At 53.4% G+C, this 22,957-nt stretch carries 17 protein-coding genes and 1 other annotated feature (1 of these 18 cut by a window edge); of the genes, 12 read left to right on the plus strand and 5 right to left on the minus strand.

The features are described from left to right. Window positions 1-50: a sequence feature (Thr leader region), on the plus strand; it begins 69 nt to the left of the window's first position. 25 nt (window positions 51-75) lie between these two features. Genes thrA through thrC form a run of 3 tightly spaced genes read left to right on the plus strand, consistent with a single transcriptional unit; the run spans window position 76 to window position 4,753 of the window. Next, window positions 76-2,538 (plus strand): bifunctional aspartate kinase/homoserine dehydrogenase I, encoded by a 2,463-nt coding sequence (gene thrA, locus ABLU86_RS13275; protein WP_042892484.1) that lies wholly within the window; start codon window positions 76-78, stop codon window positions 2,536-2,538. Between the two features lies 1 nt (window position 2,539). Beyond that, entirely contained in the window at window positions 2,540-3,469 is a 930-nt protein-coding gene (thrB, locus tag ABLU86_RS13280) for a homoserine kinase (protein WP_042892480.1), read from the plus strand. Window positions 3,470-3,472: 3 nt separating this feature from the next. After that, window positions 3,473-4,753, plus strand: coding sequence for a threonine synthase (thrC, locus tag ABLU86_RS13285; RefSeq protein WP_032715978.1), 1,281 nt, complete (start codon window positions 3,473-3,475; stop codon window positions 4,751-4,753). 50 nt (window positions 4,754-4,803) lie between these two features. On the opposite strand, the gene yaaA is transcribed toward thrC, so the two are convergent. Together yaaA and ABLU86_RS13295 are read right to left on the minus strand one after the other, a co-directional pair. Beyond that, window positions 4,804-5,577, minus strand: a complete 774-nt coding sequence (yaaA, locus tag ABLU86_RS13290; RefSeq protein ID WP_032713284.1) for a peroxide stress protein YaaA — start codon at window positions 5,575-5,577, stop codon at window positions 4,804-4,806. 77 nt (window positions 5,578-5,654) lie between these two features. Next, window positions 5,655-7,085, minus strand: coding sequence for a sodium:alanine symporter family protein (locus ABLU86_RS13295; protein WP_015704336.1), 1,431 nt, complete (start codon window positions 7,083-7,085; stop codon window positions 5,655-5,657). A 202-nt stretch (window positions 7,086-7,287) separates the two neighbouring features. Between ABLU86_RS13295 and tal the strand changes: the two genes are divergently transcribed. From tal to ABLU86_RS13310, 3 genes are all read left to right on the plus strand, one after another. After that, complete coding sequence (gene tal, locus ABLU86_RS13300) at window positions 7,288-8,241, plus strand: transaldolase (protein WP_015368356.1); 954 nt, start codon at window positions 7,288-7,290, stop codon at window positions 8,239-8,241. Window positions 8,242-8,351: 110 nt separating this feature from the next. Further along, window positions 8,352-8,939 carry a molybdopterin adenylyltransferase gene (gene mog, locus ABLU86_RS13305; RefSeq protein WP_015368355.1) on the plus strand — a complete coding sequence of 196 codons (588 nt, stop codon included), beginning with the start codon at window positions 8,352-8,354 and terminating at the stop codon, window positions 8,937-8,939. A 113-nt stretch (window positions 8,940-9,052) separates the two neighbouring features. Continuing rightward, window positions 9,053-10,357 carry an MFS transporter gene (locus tag ABLU86_RS13310; protein WP_101739377.1) on the plus strand — a complete coding sequence of 435 codons (1,305 nt, stop codon included), beginning with the start codon at window positions 9,053-9,055 and terminating at the stop codon, window positions 10,355-10,357. A gap of 40 nt (window positions 10,358-10,397) precedes the next feature. Here the strand turns inward: ABLU86_RS13310 and satP are convergent, their stop codons facing one another. Then, the gene (gene satP / locus ABLU86_RS13315; RefSeq protein WP_047041277.1) at window positions 10,398-10,964 is read right to left on the minus strand and encodes an acetate uptake transporter; all 567 of its coding nucleotides are present in this window, start codon (window positions 10,962-10,964) and stop codon (window positions 10,398-10,400) included. 442 nt (window positions 10,965-11,406) lie between these two features. On the opposite strand from satP, the gene dnaK reads away from it, so the two are divergent. From dnaK to ABLU86_RS13335, 4 genes are all read left to right on the plus strand, one after another. Continuing rightward, a complete protein-coding gene (gene dnaK, locus ABLU86_RS13320; protein WP_020079654.1) occupies window positions 11,407-13,323 on the plus strand; it encodes a molecular chaperone DnaK in 1,917 nt (638 codons plus the stop codon). Window positions 13,324-13,410: 87 nt separating this feature from the next. Beyond that, on the plus strand, window positions 13,411-14,553 hold the full coding sequence (gene dnaJ, locus ABLU86_RS13325; protein WP_020079653.1) for a molecular chaperone DnaJ: 1,143 nt from the start codon (window positions 13,411-13,413) through the stop codon (window positions 14,551-14,553). A gap of 169 nt (window positions 14,554-14,722) precedes the next feature. Beyond that, a complete protein-coding gene (locus tag ABLU86_RS13330; protein ID WP_100279214.1) occupies window positions 14,723-15,667 on the plus strand; it encodes a LysR family transcriptional regulator in 945 nt (314 codons plus the stop codon). 126 nt (window positions 15,668-15,793) lie between these two features. Next, window positions 15,794-16,138 carry a phage holin family protein gene (locus ABLU86_RS13335; protein WP_046883353.1) on the plus strand — a complete coding sequence of 115 codons (345 nt, stop codon included), beginning with the start codon at window positions 15,794-15,796 and terminating at the stop codon, window positions 16,136-16,138. A 60-nt stretch (window positions 16,139-16,198) separates the two neighbouring features. Here ABLU86_RS13335 and ABLU86_RS13340 read toward each other — a convergent pair whose 3' ends face one another. After that, window positions 16,199-16,732 (minus strand): glycoside hydrolase family 108 protein, encoded by a 534-nt coding sequence (locus ABLU86_RS13340; RefSeq protein ID WP_045395844.1) that lies wholly within the window; start codon window positions 16,730-16,732, stop codon window positions 16,199-16,201. Window positions 16,733-16,747: 15 nt separating this feature from the next. Continuing rightward, a complete protein-coding gene (locus ABLU86_RS13345) occupies window positions 16,748-17,191 on the minus strand; it encodes a transcriptional regulator (RefSeq protein WP_015368346.1) in 444 nt (147 codons plus the stop codon). Window positions 17,192-17,582: 391 nt separating this feature from the next. On the opposite strand from ABLU86_RS13345, the gene ABLU86_RS13350 reads away from it, so the two are divergent. Beyond that, window positions 17,583-19,700, plus strand: a complete 2,118-nt coding sequence (locus ABLU86_RS13350; RefSeq protein ID WP_045411727.1) for a glycosyl hydrolase family 18 protein — start codon at window positions 17,583-17,585, stop codon at window positions 19,698-19,700. An 88-nt stretch (window positions 19,701-19,788) separates the two neighbouring features. Beyond that, the gene (locus tag ABLU86_RS13355; protein WP_348796310.1) at window positions 19,789-22,860 is read left to right on the plus strand and encodes a chitinase; all 3,072 of its coding nucleotides are present in this window, start codon (window positions 19,789-19,791) and stop codon (window positions 22,858-22,860) included. The last annotated feature ends 97 nt before the right edge of the window (window positions 22,861-22,957 follow it).

Genomic DNA, 22,957 nt, shown 5'->3' on the forward strand with positions numbered 1-22,957 from the left:
AGGAAACAACAGAAAAAAGCCCGCACCTGAACAGTGCGGGCTTTTTTTTTGACAAGAGATCAAGGGGTAAGAACCATGCGAGTGTTGAAGTTCGGCGGTACATCAGTGGCAAATGCAGAACGCTTTCTGCGAGTTGCCGATATTCTGGAGAGCAATGCCAGGCAGGGGCAGGTTGCGACCGTGCTGTCTGCCCCGGCGAAAATTACTAACCATCTGGTCGCGATGATTGAAAAAACTATCAGCGGCCAGGACGCTCTGACCAATATCGCCGACGCCGAACGCATCTTTGCCGACCTGCTGCAGGGACTGGCCGACATGCAGCCAGGCTTCCCGCTCGCACAGCTGAAAACCTTCGTTGATCAGGAATTTGCGCAGATTAAACACGTCCTGCACGGTATCAGTCTGCTGGGCCAGTGCCCGGACGGCGTTAACGCCTCGTTGATCTGTCGCGGTGAAAAGCTCTCTATCGCTATCATGGCGGCGTTGCTGGAAGCGCGCGGTCATAAAGTCAGCGTGATTAACCCGGTCGAAAAACTGCTGGCCGTCGGCCACTACCTTGAATCCACTGTCGATATTACTGAATCCACTCGCCGTATCGCCGCCAGCCAAATCCCGGCAGACCACATGGTGCTGATGGCCGGTTTTACCGCCGGCAATGAAAAGGGTGAACTGGTGGTGCTGGGGCGTAATGGCTCTGACTATTCCGCAGCCGTGCTGGCCGCCTGTATGCGCGCTGACTGCTGCGAAATCTGGACCGACGTCGATGGCGTTTATACCTGCGATCCGCGTCAGGTACCGGATGCGCGCCTGTTGAAATCCATGTCTTATCAGGAAGCGATGGAGCTTTCCTATTTTGGCGCTAAGGTGCTGCACCCGCGCACCATCGCGCCCATCGCCCAGTTCCAGATCCCATGCCTGATTAAAAATACCGGTAATCCGCAGGCGCCGGGAACGCTTATCGGCGCCAGCCTTGATGAAGACGGCCTGCCGGTAAAAGGGATCTCGAATCTCAACAATATGGCGATGTTCAACGTTTCCGGGCCAGGAATGAAGGGCATGGTTGGCATGGCGGCGCGCGTCTTTGCCACCATGTCCCGCGCCGGTATCTCTGTGGTGCTGATTACCCAATCCTCTTCGGAATACAGCATCAGCTTCTGCGTGCCGCAAAGCGACTGCGCTCGCGCGAAGCGGGTGATGGAAGATGAATTTTATCTCGAATTGAAAGAAGGTCTGCTGGAGCCGTTGTCAATCATGGAGCGGCTGGCGATCATCTCCGTCGTGGGTGATGGGATGCGTACGCTGCGCGGTATCTCGGCGAAATTCTTCGCCGCGCTGGCGCGCGCCAATATTAATATCGTGGCGATTGCCCAGGGCTCTTCCGAGCGCTCAATTTCGGTGGTCGTCAGCAATGACGATGCGACCACTGGCGTGCGCGTGACGCATCAGATGCTGTTTAACACCGACCAGGTTATTGAAGTCTTCGTGATTGGCGTCGGCGGCGTCGGCGGCGCGTTAATCGAACAGATTAAACGCCAGCAGAGCTGGTTGAAGGGCAAGCATATCGATCTGCGCGTATGCGGCGTCGCCAATTCGCAGGCGCTGCTGACCAACGTCCATGGTTTGAATCTGGAAAACTGGCGTGGCGAACTCGCGGAAGCGAAAGAACCCTTTAATCTGGGCCGTTTAATCCGCCTGGTGAAGGAGTATCACCTGCTGAACCCGGTTATCGTTGACTGTACCTCCAGCCAGGCGGTAGCCGACCAGTACGCTGACTTCCTGCGTGAAGGTTTCCACGTGGTGACGCCGAATAAAAAGGCCAACACCTCTTCACTGGATTACTATCACCAGTTACGCCACGCCGCCAGCAGCTCGCGGCGCAAATTCCTCTACGACACCAACGTCGGCGCGGGTCTTCCGGTCATTGAAAACCTGCAGAACCTGCTGAATGCCGGCGATGAACTGCTGCACTTCTCCGGGATCCTGTCTGGCTCGCTTTCATTCATTTTTGGTAAGCTGGATGAAGGGATGAGCCTCTCCGAAGCCACTAAACTGGCGCGTGAGATGGGCTATACCGAACCGGATCCGCGCGACGATCTTTCCGGCGTGGATGTGGCGCGCAAGCTGCTGATCCTTGCCCGCGAAACCGGGCGCGAGCTGGAGCTCTCGGATATTATCGTTGAGCCTGCGCTGCCTGCCGATTTTGATGCCAGCGGCGATGTCGATAGCTTTATGGCGCGCCTGCCGACGCTTGACGATCAATTCGCCGCGCGGGTTGCTAAAGCGCGCGACGAGGGTAAAGTCTTACGTTACGTTGGCAATATTGAAGAAGATGGCGTCTGCCGGGTGAAAATCGCCGAAGTGGACGGTAACGATCCGCTGTATAAGGTGAAGAACGGCGAGAACGCGCTGGCGTTTTACAGCCACTATTATCAGCCGCTGCCGCTGGTGCTGCGCGGCTATGGCGCGGGTAACGACGTAACCGCGGCTGGCGTGTTCGCCGACCTGCTGCGTACCCTGTCATGGAAGTTAGGAGTTTAAGATGGTCAAAGTATACGCCCCGGCTTCCAGTGCCAATATGAGCGTCGGGTTTGATGTGCTGGGGGCCGCGGTGACGCCGGTCGACGGCACGTTGCTGGGGGATAACGTCTCGGTAGAGGCGGCGGCGGAGTTTAGCCTGCTTAACGTAGGCCGCTTCGCCGGCAAATTACCGTCGGCGCCGCAGGAAAATATCGTCTATCAATGCTGGGAAGCCTTTTGCCGCGAGATCGGTAAAACGGTTCCGGTGGCGATGACCCTGGAAAAGAATATGCCGATTGGCTCGGGCCTTGGCTCCAGCGCCTGTTCGGTGGTCGCCGCGCTGGTGGCGATGAACGAACACTGCGGCAAGCCGCTGAATGAAAACCGGATGCTGGCGTTGATGGGCGAGATGGAAGGGCGCATCTCCGGCAGCGTTCACTATGATAACGTGGCGCCGTGCTATCTTGGCGGTATGCAGTTGATGATTGAAGAGCAAGGCATCATCAGCCAGCAGATCCCGGGTTTTGATGAATGGTTGTGGGTGCTGGCCTATCCGGGCATTAAGGTCTCTACCGCCGAAGCGCGCGCGATTCTTCCGGCACAGTATCGCCGTCAGGATTGCATCGCCCATGGTCGCCATCTGGCAGGTTTTATTCACGCCTGCTATAGCCGTCAGCCGCAGTTGGCGGCAAAGTTAATGAAAGATGTTATTGCCGAACCGTACCGCACCAAACTGCTGCCGGGCTTCAGCGAAGCGCGTCAGGCGGCGATGGAAATCGGCGCGCAGGCTTGTGGTATTTCCGGCTCCGGCCCGACGCTGTTCGCGTTGTGCGATAAACCGGACACCGCGCAGCGCGTCGCCGACTGGCTGGCCGCGCATTATCTGCAAAATCAGGAAGGCTTCGTTCATATTTGCCGGCTGGACACGGCGGGCGCTCGAGTAGTGGGATAAGTGATGAAACTGTATAACTTAAAAGATCATAACGAACAGGTCAGCTTTGCGCAGGCCGTGACGCAAGGGCTTGGCAAACAACAGGGGCTGTTCTTTCCGCACGATTTGCCGGAATTCAATCTGACCGAAATCGACGAAATGCTGGAGCAGGATTTCGTGACCCGCAGCGCGAAAATCCTGTCGGCCTTTATTGGCGATGAGATCCCGCAGAATGAACTGCAGGCCCGCGTAGCTTCGGCGTTCGCCTTCCCGGCGCCGGTCACTCAAGTACAGGATGATGTCGGCTGCCTGGAGCTGTTCCACGGCCCGACCCTGGCGTTTAAAGATTTTGGCGGCCGTTTTATGGCCCAGATGCTGACGCATATCGCAGGCGATAAGCCGGTGACGATCCTGACCGCGACCTCCGGCGACACCGGCGCGGCCGTGGCGCATGCCTTCTACGGCCTGCCGAACGTCAAAGTAGTTATCCTCTATCCGCGCGGTAAGATTAGCCCGCTGCAGGAGAAGCTGTTCTGCACCCTGGGCGGCAACATCGAAACCGTGGCGATTGACGGTGATTTCGACGCCTGTCAGGCGCTGGTTAAGCAGGCGTTTGACGATGAAGAGCTGAAGGTCGCGATTGGCCTCAACTCCGCCAACTCTATTAATATCAGTCGTCTGCTGGCGCAGATCTGCTACTACTTCGAGGCGGTCGCGCAGCTGCCGCAGGAGGCCCGTAACCAGCTGGTGGTGTCGGTGCCAAGCGGCAACTTCGGCGATCTCACCGCCGGCCTGCTGGCGAAATCGCTGGGGCTGCCGATTAAGCGTTTTATTGCCGCTACCAACGCCAACGATACCGTGCCGCGCTTCCTGCAGGATGGCAACTGGGCGCCGAAGGCGACGCAGGCGACCCTGTCTAACGCCATGGACGTCAGCCAACCGAACAACTGGCCGCGCGTGGAAGAGCTGTTCCGCCGCAAAATCTGGCGTCTTAATGAGCTGGGATACGCCGCGGTTGATGATGAAACCACCAAAGCAACCATGCGTGAACTGAAATCCATCGGCTACACCTCTGAACCGCATGCGGCGATTGCTTATCGCGCGCTGCGCGACCAATTGCAACCGGGCGAGTACGGGTTATTCCTCGGTACCGCGCATCCGGCGAAATTCAAAGAGAGCGTAGAAGAGATTCTGCAGGAGACGCTGCCGCTGCCGAAAGAACTGGCTGACCGCGCCGACCTGCCGCTGCTGTCGCATAATCTGCCGGCTGATTTCGCCGCGCTGCGTAAGCTGATGATGGGCTAATTAAGACTGAAAACACCCCTGTCGCTTACCGGACAGGGGTGTCGTCGTTTTTACTGCTCGTGGCGCTTAAACACCAGTTCGCCTTTCTCCGAAGCTTCCCCATCAAAGAAATAGCCTTCGCTATTAAACGCCTGCAGCTGTTCCGGACGGGTTAAACGGTTTTCAATGATGTAGCGGCTCATCAGACCGCGCGCTTTTTTGGCATAGAAGCTGATCACCTTGAATTTACCGTTTTTCTCATCGAGGAATACTGGCTTAATCAACCGTCCCTGCAATTTTTTCGGTTTGACCGATTTAAAATACTCATCGGATGCCAGGTTGATGACGATATCGTCGCCCTGGGCCTGCAGCGCCTGATTGAGCTTATCGGTGATGATATCGCCCCAGAAATGATACAAATCTTTGCCCTGCGGATTTTCAAGCTTAATACCCATCTCCAGACGGTAGGGCTGCATCAGATCCAACGGGCGTAATACGCCGTAAAGGCCGGAAAGCATGCGCAGATGCTGCTGGGCAAAATCGAAATCCGCTTCGCTAAAGGTTTCGGCCTGCAGACCGGTATAAACGTCGCCTTTGAACGCCAGTATCGCCTGACGGGCATTCTGCGGGGTAAAGTCCGGATGCCAGTCGTGAAAACGGGTGGCGTTGAGATCGGCCAGCTTATCGCTGATGCTCATCAGCTTACCGATTTGCGGCGCTGTCAGCTTACGGGCGATACCGATAAGCTGTTGAGAATGCTCCAGGAGTTCGGGCTGGGTATAGCGCGTCGTTGCCAGCGGGCTTTGATAATCGAGCGTTTTAGCAGGTGAAATCAGAATCAGCATATCCAGTCCTTGCAGGGAATTTCGACGAATTTTAACAAAAAAAGAGTACGATGGGATCGATTGCTGCGATTACCGCGCTATTCACGCGGTATCTCATCCCAGGCGCCGGGTGCCAGATGTTGCTGAATTTCCGGATAGCGAGCGGGGTCGAAGACCGGTTGCACGCCGAGTTTGCGCTGGCGCAGATAATCGCTGGCGAGGATCCGAACCGTTGGCGACAGCAGCAAAATCGCCGTTAAGTTGGTGATCGCCATTAGCGCCATAATAATATCCGCCAGTTGCCAGACCACCGGAAGACTCACCAGGGTGCCTGTCAGTACCATCAACACGGTGATAACCCGGAGCGTCCAGATATGTAGCGGCTTATTGAGACGCAGGAAGATCAGATTGTTTTCGGCATAAATATAATTGGCGACAATCGAACTAAAAGCGAAGAACAGTAGCACAGCAGCCACCAATCCCGGTCCCCAACTGCCAATAAGATCGCCCATCGCGTGCTGCATGGTTTGAATACCGCTGACCGCACTGTCGCGGTTTTCGCGCGGCGCCAGCATGATAATGACCGCGCTGGCGGTACAGATAACGATGGTATCGATAAACACGCCAATCATCTGTACGATTCCCTGCGCCGCGGGATGCGGAGGCCATGATGCAGCGGCAGCGGCAGCATTTGGCGTTGAACCCATGCCTGCTTCGTTGGAAAACATCCCGCGCTGGAAACCGCCGGTAAGCGCCTGGCTGATGGTATAACCCACCGCGCCCGCCGCCGCTTCCTGCCAGCCAAAAGCGCAGCGGAAGATGGTTTCAAAAACCGCTGGCAAGGCGGCGAAGTGCCAGAGGCCAATCAACAGACTGGCGCCCACCCATATCAGAGCCATAAGCGGCACAAACCACTGCATCAATCGCGCCACGCCGCGTAGACCGCGGACGATAATCAACAGTGTTGCGGCAGCCAGCGCGGCGCCGACGGCGACCATCGGCAAATCGAAGGCATAGGCCATGGCGTGCGCCACCGAGTTGGCCTGCACGGTATTAAAAATCACCCCGTAGGCCAGCAGGAGCAGAATCGAGAAGACCACGCCCATCCAGCGCATCTCGAGGCCGCGGGCCATATACCACGCCGGGCCGCCGCGAAACTGGCCTTCGCCATCGCGCTCTTTGTACAGTTGGGCAAGAGAACATTCGGCGAAGCTGCTGGCCATGCCGAGTAGCGCGGAGACCCACATCCAGAACACGGCGCCGGGGCCGCCGGCGGCAATCGCTAATGCCACCCCCGCCAGATTACCGCTGCCGACGCGCGCCGCCAGGCTGGTGCACAGCGCCTGAAAAGACGTTAATCCGCCAGGCTGCGGGCGAAGACTTTTTTTAAGACTTTTGCCAAATTGGCGAATATAACGGAACTGAATAAACTCCGTTCGCCAGGTGAACCAAATACCGGCGCCCAGTAACAGGTAAATCATTACCGAGCCCCAGAGTATTTCATTGATAAACGAGAGAAAATCAGGCATTAAACGTCCTCTTGTCCATGCCGGCGCGCGGTGTAAGCGCTACCACTCCGGTGACAATCCTTTAGCATTCAGATAATTAATATGTCGAGTTTATCACACTCTGCGCTCTTGCATTGTCGGCGGTTGCGCTGACCCTATGGCGTGTTATCATCTTGGCAGACCGGTTACATCCCCTTAACTGCTGTTTAAGAGAAACACTATCATGACGGATAAATTGACTTCTCTGCGTCAGTACACCACTGTCGTAGCTGACACCGGAGATATCGCGGCAATGAAGCTGTATCAGCCTCAGGATGCCACCACCAACCCTTCTTTGATCCTCGGCGCGGCTCAGATCCCTGAGTACCGTAAGCTGATTGACGATGCTGTTGCCTGGGCTCGCGGCCAGAGCAGCGATCGCGCGCAGCAGATTATCGATGCTTCCGACAAACTGGCGGTGAACATCGGTCTCGAAATCCTTAAACTGATCCCGGGCCGTATTTCTACCGAAGTTGATGCCCGTCTGTCCTACGACACCGACGCCTCTATCGCGAAAGCGAAACGCCTGATCAAACTGTATAACGATGCCGGTATCGGCAACGATCGTATCCTGATCAAACTGGCTTCCACCTGGCAGGGCATTCGCGCCGCCGAGCAGCTGGAAAAAGAAGGCATCAACTGTAACCTGACCCTGCTGTTCTCCTTCGCTCAGGCTCGCGCTTGCGCCGAAGCGGGCGTCTTCCTGATTTCTCCGTTCGTTGGCCGTATCCTCGACTGGTACAAAGCGAACACGGATAAGAAAGAGTACGCGCCGGCAGAAGATCCGGGCGTGGTTTCCGTTAGCGAAATCTACGAGTACTACAAGCAGCACGGCTATGAAACCGTCGTGATGGGCGCAAGCTTCCGTAACGTTGGCGAAATCCTTGAGCTGGCCGGTTGCGACCGTCTGACCATCGCCCCTGCGCTGCTGAAAGAGTTGGCGGAAAGCGAAGGCGCTGTCGAACGTAAACTGGCGTTCAGCGGCGAAGTGAAAGCGCGTCCGGAACGCATTACTGAATCCCAGTTCCTGTGGCAGCACAACCAGGATCCGATGGCGGTAGACAAACTGGCGGAAGGTATCCGTAAGTTTGCCATCGACCAGGAAAAACTGGAAAAAATGATCGGCGACCTGCTGTAATCATCCCAGCGTGACCGGGCTACCGGTCACGCTACTTCTTTTGAATCCTGTCTGTAATTCTCTCCAGCGTGTATCATTCCGCTTAATTGCACTATTTGAACGGAATGAATATGAATAAATTACGCATCGGCTTAGTTTCTATTTCTGACCGCGCCTCCAGCGGCGTTTACCAGGACAAAGGTATTCCTGCGTTGGAAGAGTGGCTGGCGCGTGCGCTGACAACGCCCTTTGAACTGCAGACTCGCCTGATCCCTGATGAACAGCCCATCATTGAACAAACGCTGTGCGAGCTGGTTGACGAGATGGGCTGTCATCTGGTGTTGACCACCGGCGGCACCGGCCCGGCGCGCCGTGATGTGACTCCGGACGCAACTTTAGCGATTGCCGATCGCGTCATGCCCGGTTTCGGCGAGCAAATGCGCCAGGTTAGCCTACACTTTGTGCCGACGGCTATCCTCTCCCGGCAGGTTGGCGTCATCCGCAAGCAGGCGCTGATCCTCAACCTGCCTGGCCAGCCGAAAGCGATTCAGGAGACCCTTGAAGGGGTCAAAGACGCGGACGGTAAGGTGCTGGTGCATGGTGTCTTCGCAAGTGTACCTTATTGTGTACAGTTGCTTGAGGGACCGTATGTGGAGACGGAAGCGAGCGTTGTAGCAGCTTTTCGCCCGAAAAGCGCACGGCGTGAAACTTTATCCTGAATTTAATGCATTGCTGATATAACCTGCATCGCCGGTGGTGTGCTGTTTTATTTACGGTATAGTGTTTTTTACTTTACACATTGCGTAATATTACTGCGGACGAAGCGCCAGTTATGTCACAACACACCCGAGCACTGAATCGACAGGATTATAAAACTCTGACGCTGGCCGCCCTCGGCGGGGCGCTGGAGTTTTATGACTTTATTATCTTTGTTTTCTTCGCCGCCGTCGTCGGCGAACTGTTCTTCCCGGCCGATATTCCGGAATGGCTACGTCAGGTACAGACCTTCGGTATTTTTGCCGCGGGTTATCTGGCGCGCCCTCTTGGCGGCATTATCATGGCCCACTTTGGCGACCTGGTCGGTCGCAAAAAAATGTTCACCCTCAGCATTCTGCTCATGGCGTTGCCGACGCTGGCGATCGGTCTGCTGCCGACTTATGCCTCAATGGGCATCGTTGCGCCGCTGCTATTACTGCTCATGCGTATTTTGCAAGGGGCGGCGATTGGCGGCGAAGTGCCGGGCGCCTGGGTCTTCGTGGCCGAACATGTCCCGGAAAAACGCATCGGTATCGCCTGCGGCACCCTGACCGCGGGATTGACCGTCGGGATCCTGTTGGGTTCGGTGGTGGCGACGCTTATCAACACCAGCATGACGCCGCAAGATATCCAGGACGGCGGCTGGCGTATTCCTTTCCTGCTGGGCGGCGTTTTTGGCCTGGTGGCGATGTATCTGCGTCGCTGGCTGCAGGAGACGCCGATATTTCTGGAGATGCAGAAGCGCAAAGCGCTGGCGCAGGAGTTGCCGGTGAAGGCGGTGGCGCTTAAGCACCAGAAGGCTGTCATCGTTTCGATGCTGCTCACCTGGCTGCTGTCCGCCGGCGTGGTGGTGGTGATTCTGATGTCGCCGGTCTGGCTGCAAAAACATTATGGCTTTGCGCCGGCGATTACCCTGCAGGCCAATAGCATCGCCACGATTATGCTGTGCATCGGCTGTCTACTCGCCGGTCTGGCGGCAGACCGTTTCGGCGCCAGCCGCACTTTTATCGTCGGCAGCCTGTTGTTGGCGGCCGCCAGTTGGGCCTTTTACCACCTTTCCGGCGCCAGCCCGCAGCGGCTGTTTCTGCTGTATGGGACGGTGGGGCTGTGCGTCGGCGTGGTGGGGGCGGTACCTTACGTGATGGTGCGCGCTTTCCCGGCGGAAGTGCGTTTTACCGGCATCTCATTTTCCTACAACCTGTCGTACGCCATTTTCGGCGGTCTGACGCCGATCGCCGTTACGATGCTGATGGGGGTTTCGCCGATGGCGCCGGCCTGGTACGTACTGGCGCTGTCGCTGATGGGGCTGGGGTTAGGTATCTGGCTGCGTCAGGGGTTGACGACGCAGGCGGTTTTACCGCAAGGAGAACTGCAGCGTTAAATTTAACGCCGCCGCCCGGTTTGCGGGCGGCGGCAGGCCATTAGCGTGGTTCGCCAATCGGCAGAACGGTGCGGCCGAACTGCTCGTTCAACACTTCACCCATCGCCAGGTAAATAGCGCTCGCGCCGCATACCAGACCGACCCAACCGGCAATTTTAACAATGCCTTCGTTATCGACCAGGTGACCAATCGCCAGCAGCGCGAACAGTACCGTCAGGCTAAGAAAGACGAACTGCAGCATGCGCGCGGCTTTCAGCGTGCCGAAGAACATGAACAACGTAAAGATACCCCACAGGCCGAGATACATGCCCAGGAAGTGCGCGTTCGGCGCATCAGCCAGGCCCATTTTCGGCATCATAAGGATCGCGACCAACGTCAGCCAGAAGGAGCCGTAGGACGTAAAAGCGGTTAAACCAAAGGTGTTGCCTTTTTTATACTCGAGCAGGCCGGCAAAAATTTGCGCAATGCCGCCGTAAAAAATGCCCATCGCCAGGATAGCTACATCGAATGCGAAAAGGCCGCTATTTGCCAGGTTAAGCAGAATAGTGGTCATGCCAAAGCCCATAAGGCCCAGCGGTGCCGGATTAGCCAACTTAGTGTTGCCCATAATTCCTCAAAATAATGATTAGAAAGGGAAGCATTACCCCGCCACTTGCGGTGGGGCGCGGCATAATAATGAGGCGTGCAGAGGCTGTCTATGATCTGGCGGGGTATTTTTCAGCAATTTACCTTTCGCGGCGATAATGGCCAACTCTTCGGCGAACGAGTGCGATATCCAATGAATATGTTCTTATTTACTATTTATTTTTTGTATGGGTTATACCGGCTATTTTTATCGTCTGGCGTGTCGTTTGCTCTCGCGTCTGCGTTTTGCCAGAAAATTTTTTTTTGGCCTGCCCCTTGATGAAAACCAGGGCGACCCCATCTTGTAGTCAACCGCAGTGAAGAACCTGAAAAAAAATGATGTCAGGGCAGTTGAAACCGCACGTTTCGCCCTTATTACAGGTTCACAACCACATGTTGATCGAATTTTTAGTGGAGACGTTTAGATGGGTAAAATTATTGGTATCGACCTGGGTACTACCAACTCTTGTGTAGCGATTATGGATGGCACTACCGCTCGCGTGCTGGAGAACGCCGAAGGCGATCGCACCACGCCTTCTATTATTGCCTATACCCAGGATGGTGAAACTCTGGTTGGTCAGCCGGCTAAACGTCAGGCAGTGACAAACCCGCAAAACACCCTGTTTGCGATTAAACGCCTGATTGGTCGCCGCTTCCAGGATGAAGAAGTTCAGCGTGACGTTTCCATCATGCCGTACAAAATCGTTGCTGCAGATAATGGCGACGCCTGGCTTGATGTGAAAGGCACCAAAACCGCGCCGCCGCAGATTTCTGCTGAAGTGCTGAAAAAAATGAAGAAAACCGCTGAAGATTATCTGGGTGAGCCGGTAACTGAAGCTGTTATCACCGTACCTGCGTACTTCAACGATGCTCAGCGTCAGGCAACCAAAGATGCCGGTCGTATCGCAGGTCTGGAAGTTAAACGTATCATCAACGAACCGACTGCCGCTGCGCTGGCTTACGGTCTGGATAAAGAAGTCGGCAACCGCACTATCGCGGTATACGACCTCGGTGGTGGTACCTTCGATATCTCTATTATCGAAATCGACGAAGTTGACGGCGAAAAAACCTTCGAAGTTCTGGCAACCAACGGTGATACCCACCTGGGTGGTGAAGACTTCGATACTCGTCTGATCAACTACCTCGTTGACGAGTTTAAGAAAGAGCAGGGTATTGACCTGCGCAACGACCCGCTGGCGATGCAGCGTCTGAAAGAAGCCGCAGAAAAAGCGAAAATTGAGCTGTCTTCCGCTCAACAGACCGACGTTAACCTGCCGTATATCACCGCAGACGCGACCGGTCCGAAACACATGAACATCAAAGTGACTCGCGCGAAACTGGAAAGCCTGGTTGAAGATCTGGTTAACCGTTCCATCGAGCCGCTGAAAGTTGCCCTGCAGGATGCCGGTCTGTCCGTTTCCGATATCAACGACGTGATCCTCGTTGGTGGTCAGACTCGTATGCCGATGGTGCAGAAGAAAGTTGCTGAGTTCTTTGGTAAAGAACCGCGTAAAGACGTTAACCCGGATGAAGCTGTAGCTATCGGCGCAGCCGTTCAGGGTGGTGTACTGACTGGTGATGTTAAAGACGTTCTGCTGCTGGACGTTACCCCGCTGTCGCTGGGTATCGAAACCATGGGCGGCGTGATGACCGCGCTCATCAGCAAAAACACCACGATCCCGACCAAGCACAGCCAGGTGTTCTCTACTGCGGAAGACAACCAGTCCGCGGTAACCATCCATGTGCTGCAGGGTGAGCGTAAACGCGCTTCCGATAACAAATCTCTGGGTCAGTTCAACCTGGATGGTATTAACCCAGCACCGCGCGGTATGCCGCAGATCGAAGTGACCTTCGATATCGATGCTGACGGTATCCTGCACGTTTCCGCTAAAGATAAAAACAGCGGTAAAGAGCAGAAGATCACCATCAAGGCTTCTTCCGGTCTGAATGAAGAAGAAATTCAGAAAATGGTTCGCGAAGCGGAAGCTAACGCTGAATCTGACCGTAAGTTCGAAGAGCTGGTTCAGACCCGTAACCAGGGCGACCATCTGCTGCACAGCACCCGTAAGCAGGTTGAAGAAGCAGGCGACAAACTGCCGGCTGACGACAAAACTGCAATCGAGTCTGCGCTGACCGCACTGGAAACTTCTCTGAAAGGTGAAGACAAAGCGGACATCGAAGCGAAGATGCAGGCGCTGGCCCAGGCTTCCCAGAAGCTGATGGAAATCGCTCAGCAGCAGCACGCTCAGCAGCAGGCTGGCGGCGCTGACGCTCAAGAAAGCAGCGCGAAGGATGACGATGTTGTCGACGCTGAGTTCGAAGAAGTGAAAGACAAAAAATAATCGCCCTTTGAACGGGTAAAACACTGGCACGGGCGAAGAGGTTTCCTCTCCGCCCGTGCACGCATGTTAAGGGGCTGAAAAACACCAATGGCAAAGCAAGATTATTACGAGATTTTAGGCGTTTCCAAAACAGCGGAAGAGCGTGAAATCAAAAAGGCGTACAAGCGCCTGGCCATGAAATACCATCCGGACCGTAACCAGGGTGACAAAGAGGCCGAAGCCAAATTTAAAGAAATCAAAGAAGCGTATGAAGTCCTGACTGATGCCCAGAAGCGTGCAGCCTACGATCAGTACGGCCACGCCGCGTTTGAACAAGGCGGCATGGGCGGCGGCGGTTTCGGTGGCGGCTTTGGCGGCGGCGCGGATTTCAGCGATATCTTTGGCGATGTGTTCGGCGATATCTTCGGCGGTGGCCGTGGTCGTCAGCGCGCGGCGCGCGGCGCAGATCTGCGTTACAACATGGAATTGACGCTGGAAGAAGCGGTCCGTGGCGTCACCAAGGAAATCCGCATCCCGACGCTGGAAGAGTGCGATGTCTGCCACGGCAGCGGCGCCAAATCCGGAACTCAGCCGCAGACCTGTCCAACCTGTCACGGTTCCGGTCAGGTCCAGATGCGTCAGGGCTTTTTTGCCGTTCAGCAAACCTGTCCACACTGTCAGGGACGCGGTACGCTGATTAAAGATCCGTGCAATAAATGCCACGGTCACGGTCGCGTTGAAAAAACCAAAACCTTGTCGGTGAAAATCCCGGCTGGCGTCGATACCGGCGACCGTATTCGTCTGGCTGGCGAAGGCGAAGCGGGCGAGCATGGTGCTCCGGCGGGCGATCTGTACGTTCAGGTTCAGGTCAAACAGCACGCGATCTTCGAGCGTGAGGGGAATAATCTGTACTGCGAAGTACCGATCAACTTCACCATGGCTGCGCTTGGCGGCGAGATTGAAGTACCGACGCTGGATGGCCGCGTTAACCTGAAAGTTCCTGGCGAAACGCAAACCGGCAAACTGTTCCGCATGCGCGGCAAGGGCGTTAAATCCGTTCGCGGCGGTGCTCAGGGCGATCTGCTGTGTCGCGTGGTGGTAGAAACGCCAGTGGGTCTTAACGACAAGCAGAAACAATTGCTTAAAGAGCTGCAGGAAACTTTTGGCGGTCCGACGGGTGAGAAAAACAGCCCGCGTTCCAAAAGCTTCTTCGATGGCGTGAAAAAATTCTTTGATGATTTAACGCGTTAATTGCGTTTAATCACCTTATTAGCACAAGCCTGAACATCCCTGTTCAGGCTTTTTTCTACCCTAACCTCAGCCTTGAATAGAAACGCTATACTTTGTTTAGCATGTCCGGATTTGATTTATTTTGAGTATTATCTATATTGCTTTTTTCGATAAAAGAGGCTGACAGTGGATGGGATCGAAAGGTGCCAATAAGGGCTTTGATTATAATTTAATCAAGGTTCTTGACGCTGTCATTTCGGCAGGAAATGCCGCGAAGGCGGCGAAAAAATTGGCCATCACTCCCGCCGCGGTCTCTTTGGCATTAAGACGTCTGCAAAACTTCTATCAGCAGGAGCTGTTTGTCAGAAGCAAAGATGGTTTACTGCCAACGGCGAAAGCACTCGAAATACACCAAAGTTTCCGTCAGGCCATGTCGCTTGTCGACAATACTTTTCTGCCGGAAAATAAGGATGATGACACCCGGATTACGATCCTTGGAAGCGATTTCATCGAAAGTTATTACCTTTCCCAACTGTACGGTAGCGCGCTTTTCGAGCAGGGCGTTATCAACCATTTTTCATCCCGCAACATTAGCTGCGATAAAGCTAAAGAGCTTTTATTGACCGCTCAATGTGATTTATCGATCGGTTCTGAACCGCTGGTTGAGCCCGGACTCGATAATCAAATTATTGATAGCTTCAGAAACTTTGTCTGTATTTGTGCCAAAGGTCATTTATTCAGCGAGCTGTCGCAGCTTTCTTTGCATCAATTCTACTCTTCCCGCCATGCCATGTATCAACCGGGGATTACTTCACTCACCATCATCACTGATAACGGATTATTTAAAGATGATGTTTATTATAACGGCTCACGTACTATGGGCTATTGTAGCGATTCTATCACCGGGCTGGTTAGCATGGTAGAAAGAACCGCATTGATTGCACTGTTACCTTTGAAACTGGCGTTGTTTTATAAAAATCAGCGTAAATATGATATAAATTTTATCCAACCGCCCCCTGAGTTGATGTTTAAATCCGTGCAGGTTTATGCTTCATGGAACAAAAACAGTAGAAATATATCAGCGATAAATGAAACGGTTTCCATGTTACATACGCTGTCCTCATTCAGACGGTAAGTTTCCTCATCTTACCGTCATTAATATGATGTGGTTAGTCATGATGTTCTTTGATTACCTTTCCACTATTCCGCCGCTTACACTCCTGATGAATCTTTTTTAAACTTTAGTTATTCAGGAGCGATTATGTCTATTCCTAATCATTTAGAGACAACGGAAGTTGTATTACTGGAAGTAGAAATACTTCTGATCATTATTTCTATCGGCGCCTGGGGCGGGTTCGTTAGTTTCCTGCTTCGCAGGAATAAAGAAGAGGCTGGCGAAGCCCATCAGGGAATTATGACCTGCCTGACGCAGGTAGTCATATCTTGTTTTACCAGTTTTCTCCTTAGCGCTATTGCTATCGAAAAAGGGTTTAGCTTTAATATGGTGCTGTTAGCCGCTGGTTTAGGCGGTGTATTTGCCGGCCCGATTTTAAAAATCCTCGGAGAAAAAGTTAAAAATGCTGTTGGCGGTTCGAAACTCAAATAGCATTATCAGGTAATAAAAGGCTCATCCTTGAGTCTTTTATTACGGATTTGTTTGTCTCAACTATGTCACTCGGTTTTTAATCCAGCCGTAAATGAACTCTTCATTTTGTCGGCGATTTTCGCAGATATCCAGATAATAAGCGCCCTGGCTACAGTTGAGCGCTTTCACTAACACCGCTTCTCCTTCTTTACCTCGTTGCGATAAATAGGAATTTAGCGCATGTAAGGTTTGCGGGCCGATGCTGCCATCTGCTTTTATATCCGGATAATACTGCTGCTCGCGGTTCATCACGTTAAGCCAGCGCTGTAGCCACGTGCAAGGGTGATGGGGACCAATATTCACGGCGGCGTCGCAGAGTTCAAATGCTACCGCCCAGGAAAGTTGCGATACTTGTTCAAAGCCGGGTTTGATCCAGTAATCCGTTTCCAGGATTGCATAGGCTTCATTGTGAGAAAGTTCACTCATTTTCCCCTGGTAACCATGCGCTCGCGCCGTTGCTTCTGTGATACCCCAGTTAGTCTCTCCGCCTTTATCTTTCGGGTTGGTGCTGTAACCGCCTTCCAGTCCCAGAATTCCATCAATAATTGGATTCATTTTTTTCTCCCTGAATTAATGAATATGCATGTACATCATTGTACCTAGCGTGACGGAAAAGACGGTGGTCAGGGCTGCCAGCGTTTTACGGAAAAACTGCTTCCTGGCTTTTGGTTTTTTTGGCTCGACTTTCTCAATGGCGATATCCTTATTGACCTGTAATCCCTGGCGCGGGATGGTAATGAAGAGATCGTTTATGCCCAACGCCTTCAGGTCTCGTCTGATTAAATACAGTATCTGCGTTAGATTGGCATCATTCACAAAATGACTTCTGCTACCCCATAGCTCATTAGTGATTTTCTGGCGTTCGATAATCTCCAGATGAGCGTTTTCAATAATGAAGCTAAGACATTTAGAACGCATTGCTGTCATTCTAATAACTTGCGAGTTTGAGCTCGTTCTTAGTTCATATTTCTGTTCATTGTAGATGCAGTTGTTATTGATGAGATAAGTTTTCATAACGTCTTCCTTTAGATTTGCACATCCTGATTGTCGTTGGTGAATATATTGCACAAGAAATGGCTTAATCCATTTTTTTGTCATCGGTTTTATTGTATTGCCATTTGATGGGGAGACCTTCGTCACATAATCTCATGCAAATTAAATGATGGTTAATTACTACCTAAATTATATTTAATATGCTGTCTATTTTTTATCTTTCCTGCTGAAAGACGGACCTCGTTTGCCCAATGATTCCACGCTGATGTTTCCTGAGTAGGCATCATTAAAATGATTTTTTAGTGCTGATGAATTGATGAGATTTTGTGATTAGCCGATTCTTTGTGAGTCATGGATTATTGGTCTCGCAGAACGAACTGCGATAAATTTTAAACTTAAAAGGAAATTTAAAATGGCTACCAGCAAACTGATTAAAGGCGATACTCTTACCGAAACCAGCAACGCCGCTGATGGTTTTAACCCAGCAACTGAAGTTAGCAACTATAGCTATACTTCAGCGCGTGTCGCAAAGCCGGTCTATAACAAATATAAAGCAGCAACCACTAAGCCGAAGGTATTTGGCTATTATACCGACTGGTCTCAGTATGATGGTCGCCTGCAAGGGGACGATTCTAAAGATAACCGCGGTCGCGGCTACGACCTGACCAATATCTCACCGACTGCTTACGATAAAATTATTTTCGGCTTCGTTGGCGTGACCGGTTTCCATAAAAATGATGGCCAGTATCGTGACGTCGTGGCTGAAGGCGCGGAACAGTGCGGTAAAGTTAAGTACGAACCGACTTTCCTTGATCCATGGGGTGATTTCCAGTCTTACGTCAACGTTGGACATAGCGTTAGCGGCTGGGATGTTGATCCGAAGACCGTGACTCAAGAAAATTGTAAAGGTCTGCTCGGCGGTCTGCGCGATCTGCAGGCGAAAGCGAAACAGCAGGGCCATAACCTGGTGCTGTCCATGAGCATCGGCGGCTGGACCATGAGTAACGGCTTCCATGAAACCGCAGCGTCTGATTCCGCACGTAAAACCTTCGCCAAAGGCGTGGTGAAACTGTTCAAACAGTTCCCGATGTTCAGCGAAGTGGATATCGATTGGGAATACCCGAACGCCGAAGGCGCTGGCAACCCATTCGGCCCGGAAGATGGTGAAAACTATGCGTTGCTTATTGGCGAACTGCGTAAGCAACTGGATTCCGCCAGCCTGAGCAATGTGAAAATCTCCATCGCCAGCTCCGCGGTCGTGAAGACCTTTGATTACTCCAACGTGAAAGCGCTGATTAAAGCAGGTCTGTACGGCATCAACCTGATGACCTATGACTTCTTCGGTACCCCGTGGGCGGAAAGCGTTGCTCATCACACTAACCTGAATGCGCTGGAAGAGGGCGGTTGGGGCGTCAACACTATCGTGGAACATCTGCTGTCTGAAGGTTTCCCTGCTGAAAATATCAACATTGGTTATGCCGGCTATACCCGTAATGGCCGTAACGTTGAGCTGGAGTCGCTGTCTCCGCTGAAAGGCACCTATAACCCGGGTAACGGCGATACCACCGGTACTTTCGAATCCGGCACTAATGAATGGTATGACGTGATCTACAACTACCTGGATCTGGAAAACCAGAAAGGCCGTAACGGTTTCAACGTCTACACCGACCAGGTCGCTAATGCTGACTACCTGTATAACCCGGAATCCAAGCTGTTCATGTCTCTGGATACTCCACGTTCAGTAAAAGCGAAGGGCGAATATGCAGCAAGCCTGGGTCTGGGTGGTATGTTTACCTGGACTATCGATCAGGACAATGGCGTGTTGCTGAACGCGGCTCGTGAAGGTCTGGGCTATGAAATTGAATCTGAAGTCATCGATATGGAACCGTTCTACTTCGAAGGCATCAACGTAGAAAAAGATGAATCTGAAGAAGACGATAAGGCAACTGATGTCAATCATGCGCCAAAAGCCGCTATCGAGCTGCTGGTTGTCGGCGGTTCTACCGTCCAGCTGTCAGGCGCGGGTTCTTCTGATGAAGATGAGGATGAACTGAGCTATAGCTGGGGCGTACCGTCTGAAATTACCGTCGCGGATAAAACTGCGGAAGTGATTGAGTTTGTGGTGCCTGAAGTGAGCGCGAAAACGGCCTTCCAGTTCACTCTGTTTGTGCGTGACTGCTACAACGAACCTTCCACTCAGCAACGTTTTGTGCTGACGGCGGTGCCAGCATTAGCATCTCAGGGCGAACCTGAACCGGCTGATGAAGAAGAAGATGAAACCGACATTATTCCGGTTCCAGACGAAGATACTACACCGGCTGAAGATGACGCCTCTGCCGATGATGCGGCAGACCAGGATGCGCCACACGCGCTGTGGGATGCTAACACCGTATACGGCGCAAGCTGGGGTACCTTCGAAACCGTGAGCTGGAAAGGTCACAACTACCAGGTGAAATGGTGGTCCCAGGGCGACCAGCCTGACCTGAACTGCGGTCAGAGCGGCGCATGGACTGACTTAGGCGCTTACTAATACTTCTGCGCTTAACGAGGTATGGGCTCCATGACAAAGCCCCGGTTTTCCGGGGCTTTTTTCCACCAGGGAATGAGGAATCGCGTTGATGACCATTGCAATTAAAAATAGCCAGATTGATGTGAATAGCTGGTACCAGAAAGTCACTTTAACCTTCACAAACGAAAGTAACCGCCCGCTAGATCTGAACCTGGCGACAATTAGCTTTACCGCCTCCGGGCATCCGGATCCGTGGGGCAATACGGGAGGCACGCTAAAAGGAGATCGTTCGTTAACTTTGCGTGACACCGCCCAGGGAACCCTGGAATTCAATGAAATCATCATTAACAACAGTAGTGAACTGCTGCTGCAGGCAGGGGAAAGCGGTACCCTGTTTTTTAGCCTGGCTGCCACCCAGGTACCGGTAAAAATGTCCACCTTTACGTTAACTCTGGCTGACGATACCGCTGATGAAGTTGAGCCAGAACCTGAAGTACCAGCGGATGACACCGCTGATGAGGTTGAACCAGAACCTGAAGTACCGGCGGATGACACCGCTGATGAGGTTGAACCAGAACCTGAAGTACCGGCGGATGATACCGCTGATGATATTGAGCCAGAACCTGAAGCGCCCATCGATGATGCGATTACCGGCGCGGGACTGACCCTGGTATCTGGGGAGGTGAAAACGTCCAGTTGGTACCAACGTATTGCCCTGACGCTGACGAATCACTATTCGCAGTCCGTCGATATTAATCAGTTGAAATTAGGTTTCACCGCGACAGCGCATCCCGATCCGTACAGCCCATTTAGCGGCACCATGCTGGGGAATCAGGCGGTAACGCTGGCCAGCGATGGCGGTTGGCCGATTGAAAAAAATACCATCACAATCAATAACGACGGCGAGTATCTGTTGGCTTCCGGTAAATCGGCGGTGCTGGAGTTTTATCTTTCGGCCACGCAAACGCCCGTCGCGCTTAGCGATCTGACGGCGACGCTGGCCCATGATCCTGGACGCCAGGGACAAATCATTGTGCAATTCCCAGCGCAGGCGCAGAGCACCTCGCTGAAGCCGGAGATCGAACTGCAGTATCCGGATGGCCGCCAGCAGCGCTTTGCCGGTGAATGGGGCGCTTCGCTAACCATCGGCGATCTGAGCGCTGGTCGTTATGGTATGACGGTACTGGAGTTGTGTAACGATGAAATGAGGATTTCACCTGTTACTGAAAACTATGCGTTGACACTCTCGTCCGGTAACGCCGTCGAACGGTGCCAGATTGCTTATCAGCCAGCGGTGCTCTTTGCCGCGATCGAGCTGCTACTGGCGGATGATGAACTGGAAGGCGCGGAAGTCGTCGTTGAGCTGTGGTCGGAAGCAGGCGTGCGCGAACGTACTCTGACGCTGATGGCGAATCAACCGCAGCGCGTCACTCGGCTATTAGCAAATCATCAATATGCTATTTGCCTGCAGCCGACGACGATGAACAACCAGTTGCTGACAACGCCTGCGCAGCCTGCGACCTTCGTGCCGACGGTAGGCACGACGGTTCAGGCAGACGTTGCGCTACAAAAAACGCCCGTTGCGAGCGATAACTTTGTTGAAGTTGCGGTGACGGTATTAGGCTTACCACAGGGTACGGCAGCTCAACGCTATCGTTTCCGCTGCGGCAGCTACCAGTACAGTTTCGTGCTGGCCAGTGATACTCGCCAGCAGAAGCTGCCGCTGCGTTTATCTGCCGGGGAATATAGCGTGCAGGTAGCAGATGTATACATCGCCGGTACGCCGTGGCGCTGTGATGTCAGCGCGCCGTTGCGTTTGCTGCAAAGCGTTAATAACGTCACGCTTGAGTTTATCCAGGGCGTTCCGTTGCAGGTAAAAGGTTGGCCGAATTATCTGGCGCACGGCGGCGTGACGGTGAATGCGGCGGAGACGGTCGATCTTTATCGTGGCGTGCCGTTCAGCGCGCTGTTTAAATATGATGGTTTTGATGGCGGCGGCGATCCGATTCCGGCGGCGGAAGTGGACACTAACGGCGATGGCTTCCTTGATTATGCCTCACTACCGATCCATAAAACCGTGCCTTTGGTTCGCGAGATCGAGGCCGACGCCGGCCGTGCGGTGATGCCGGTGATGGTGGTCTATACCGCCAATGCCAGCGGCGGCAGCGCGGTATCGGACCTGCAGGACGAACAGCGTCTACGCAATCACTTTGGTAGCTTCATTACCCAGTGTCTGGCGGCGCAATCCTGGAAAGATGACCAGCATCCGGTTCCGGCAACCTTTGTCCTGAATCCAGACTTCCTTGGCGCCATGCAGCAGGAGCCTTATGGCTATACCGCGCTGCGTAAGGCCAATAGCGTACAGGTCAATGTCCAACTGGCGGCGGCGATTAATGCGCTTCCTTCGATGCCAGGGTTCAGCGCGCCGACGCTGCCGACTTTCAGCAACGATTTGTACGGCTACGTACAGGCGATTAACTATATCGTTCGCCAGTTCGCGCCGGACATCGCTTTCGGCTGGCAGACCAACGTTTGGGCGACGGGCACGGCAGATTGGCTGCTGCGCGCCAATGCCGCGCCGCGGGAACAAGGGGCGGCGATCGCTGACTTCATTAATGAACTGGGCGTGTACGGCGGCGACTATGCGCCAGACTTTATCGCATTTGATAAATTTGAACGCGACTGCTTCAGCCCGGATGCCTTAGCCCACTACGGCTGGAACGCTACCTGCTGGATGAACTATCTGGGCATGGTGAAGGAGACCGCCAGAGCATTACAGAAACCGGCGATGTTGTGGCAGATCCCCGGCGGCCATATGCCGACGGTTGCGGAAGGGACCAGTAAAATCGCTGCGGCGCATTTTGCGTCAGGCGGTACTTTCTTCATGGGGGATTCGCGGATTGGCAGCGATATCGACACCATTACCCCGGCGCTGTTAAATACCGCGGTGAACAGCACGACCTATGGCGTCGCGACGGTGGGTGATTTTCTGCGCCGCGATGGCGGATACGATTGGAGCCAGATGCAGGCGTTAAATCTGCCGGACTATAACGTTTTTGCCGTGCTGTGGGGCGGCGGTTCGACCGTCAGTATCACCACTATTCATTCCAACGGTGAAGATGGCGGTTGGTTGGCGGAGAAAATGGTGGAGTACTACGCGGCGCCCCGCTACTTTAGTTAATTCTCTGTATTTCATGTAGCGTTAAGGCGGTGATTCAGTGGCGGTACTATACTGGATCGCTGCCTTTTCTCTTTCTTGTTATATCATAAGAAATAAT

This window comes from Klebsiella sp. JN_Kp121 (assembly GCF_040062145.1).
In the GTDB taxonomy this organism is placed as follows: domain Bacteria; phylum Pseudomonadota; class Gammaproteobacteria; order Enterobacterales; family Enterobacteriaceae; genus Klebsiella; species Klebsiella aerogenes.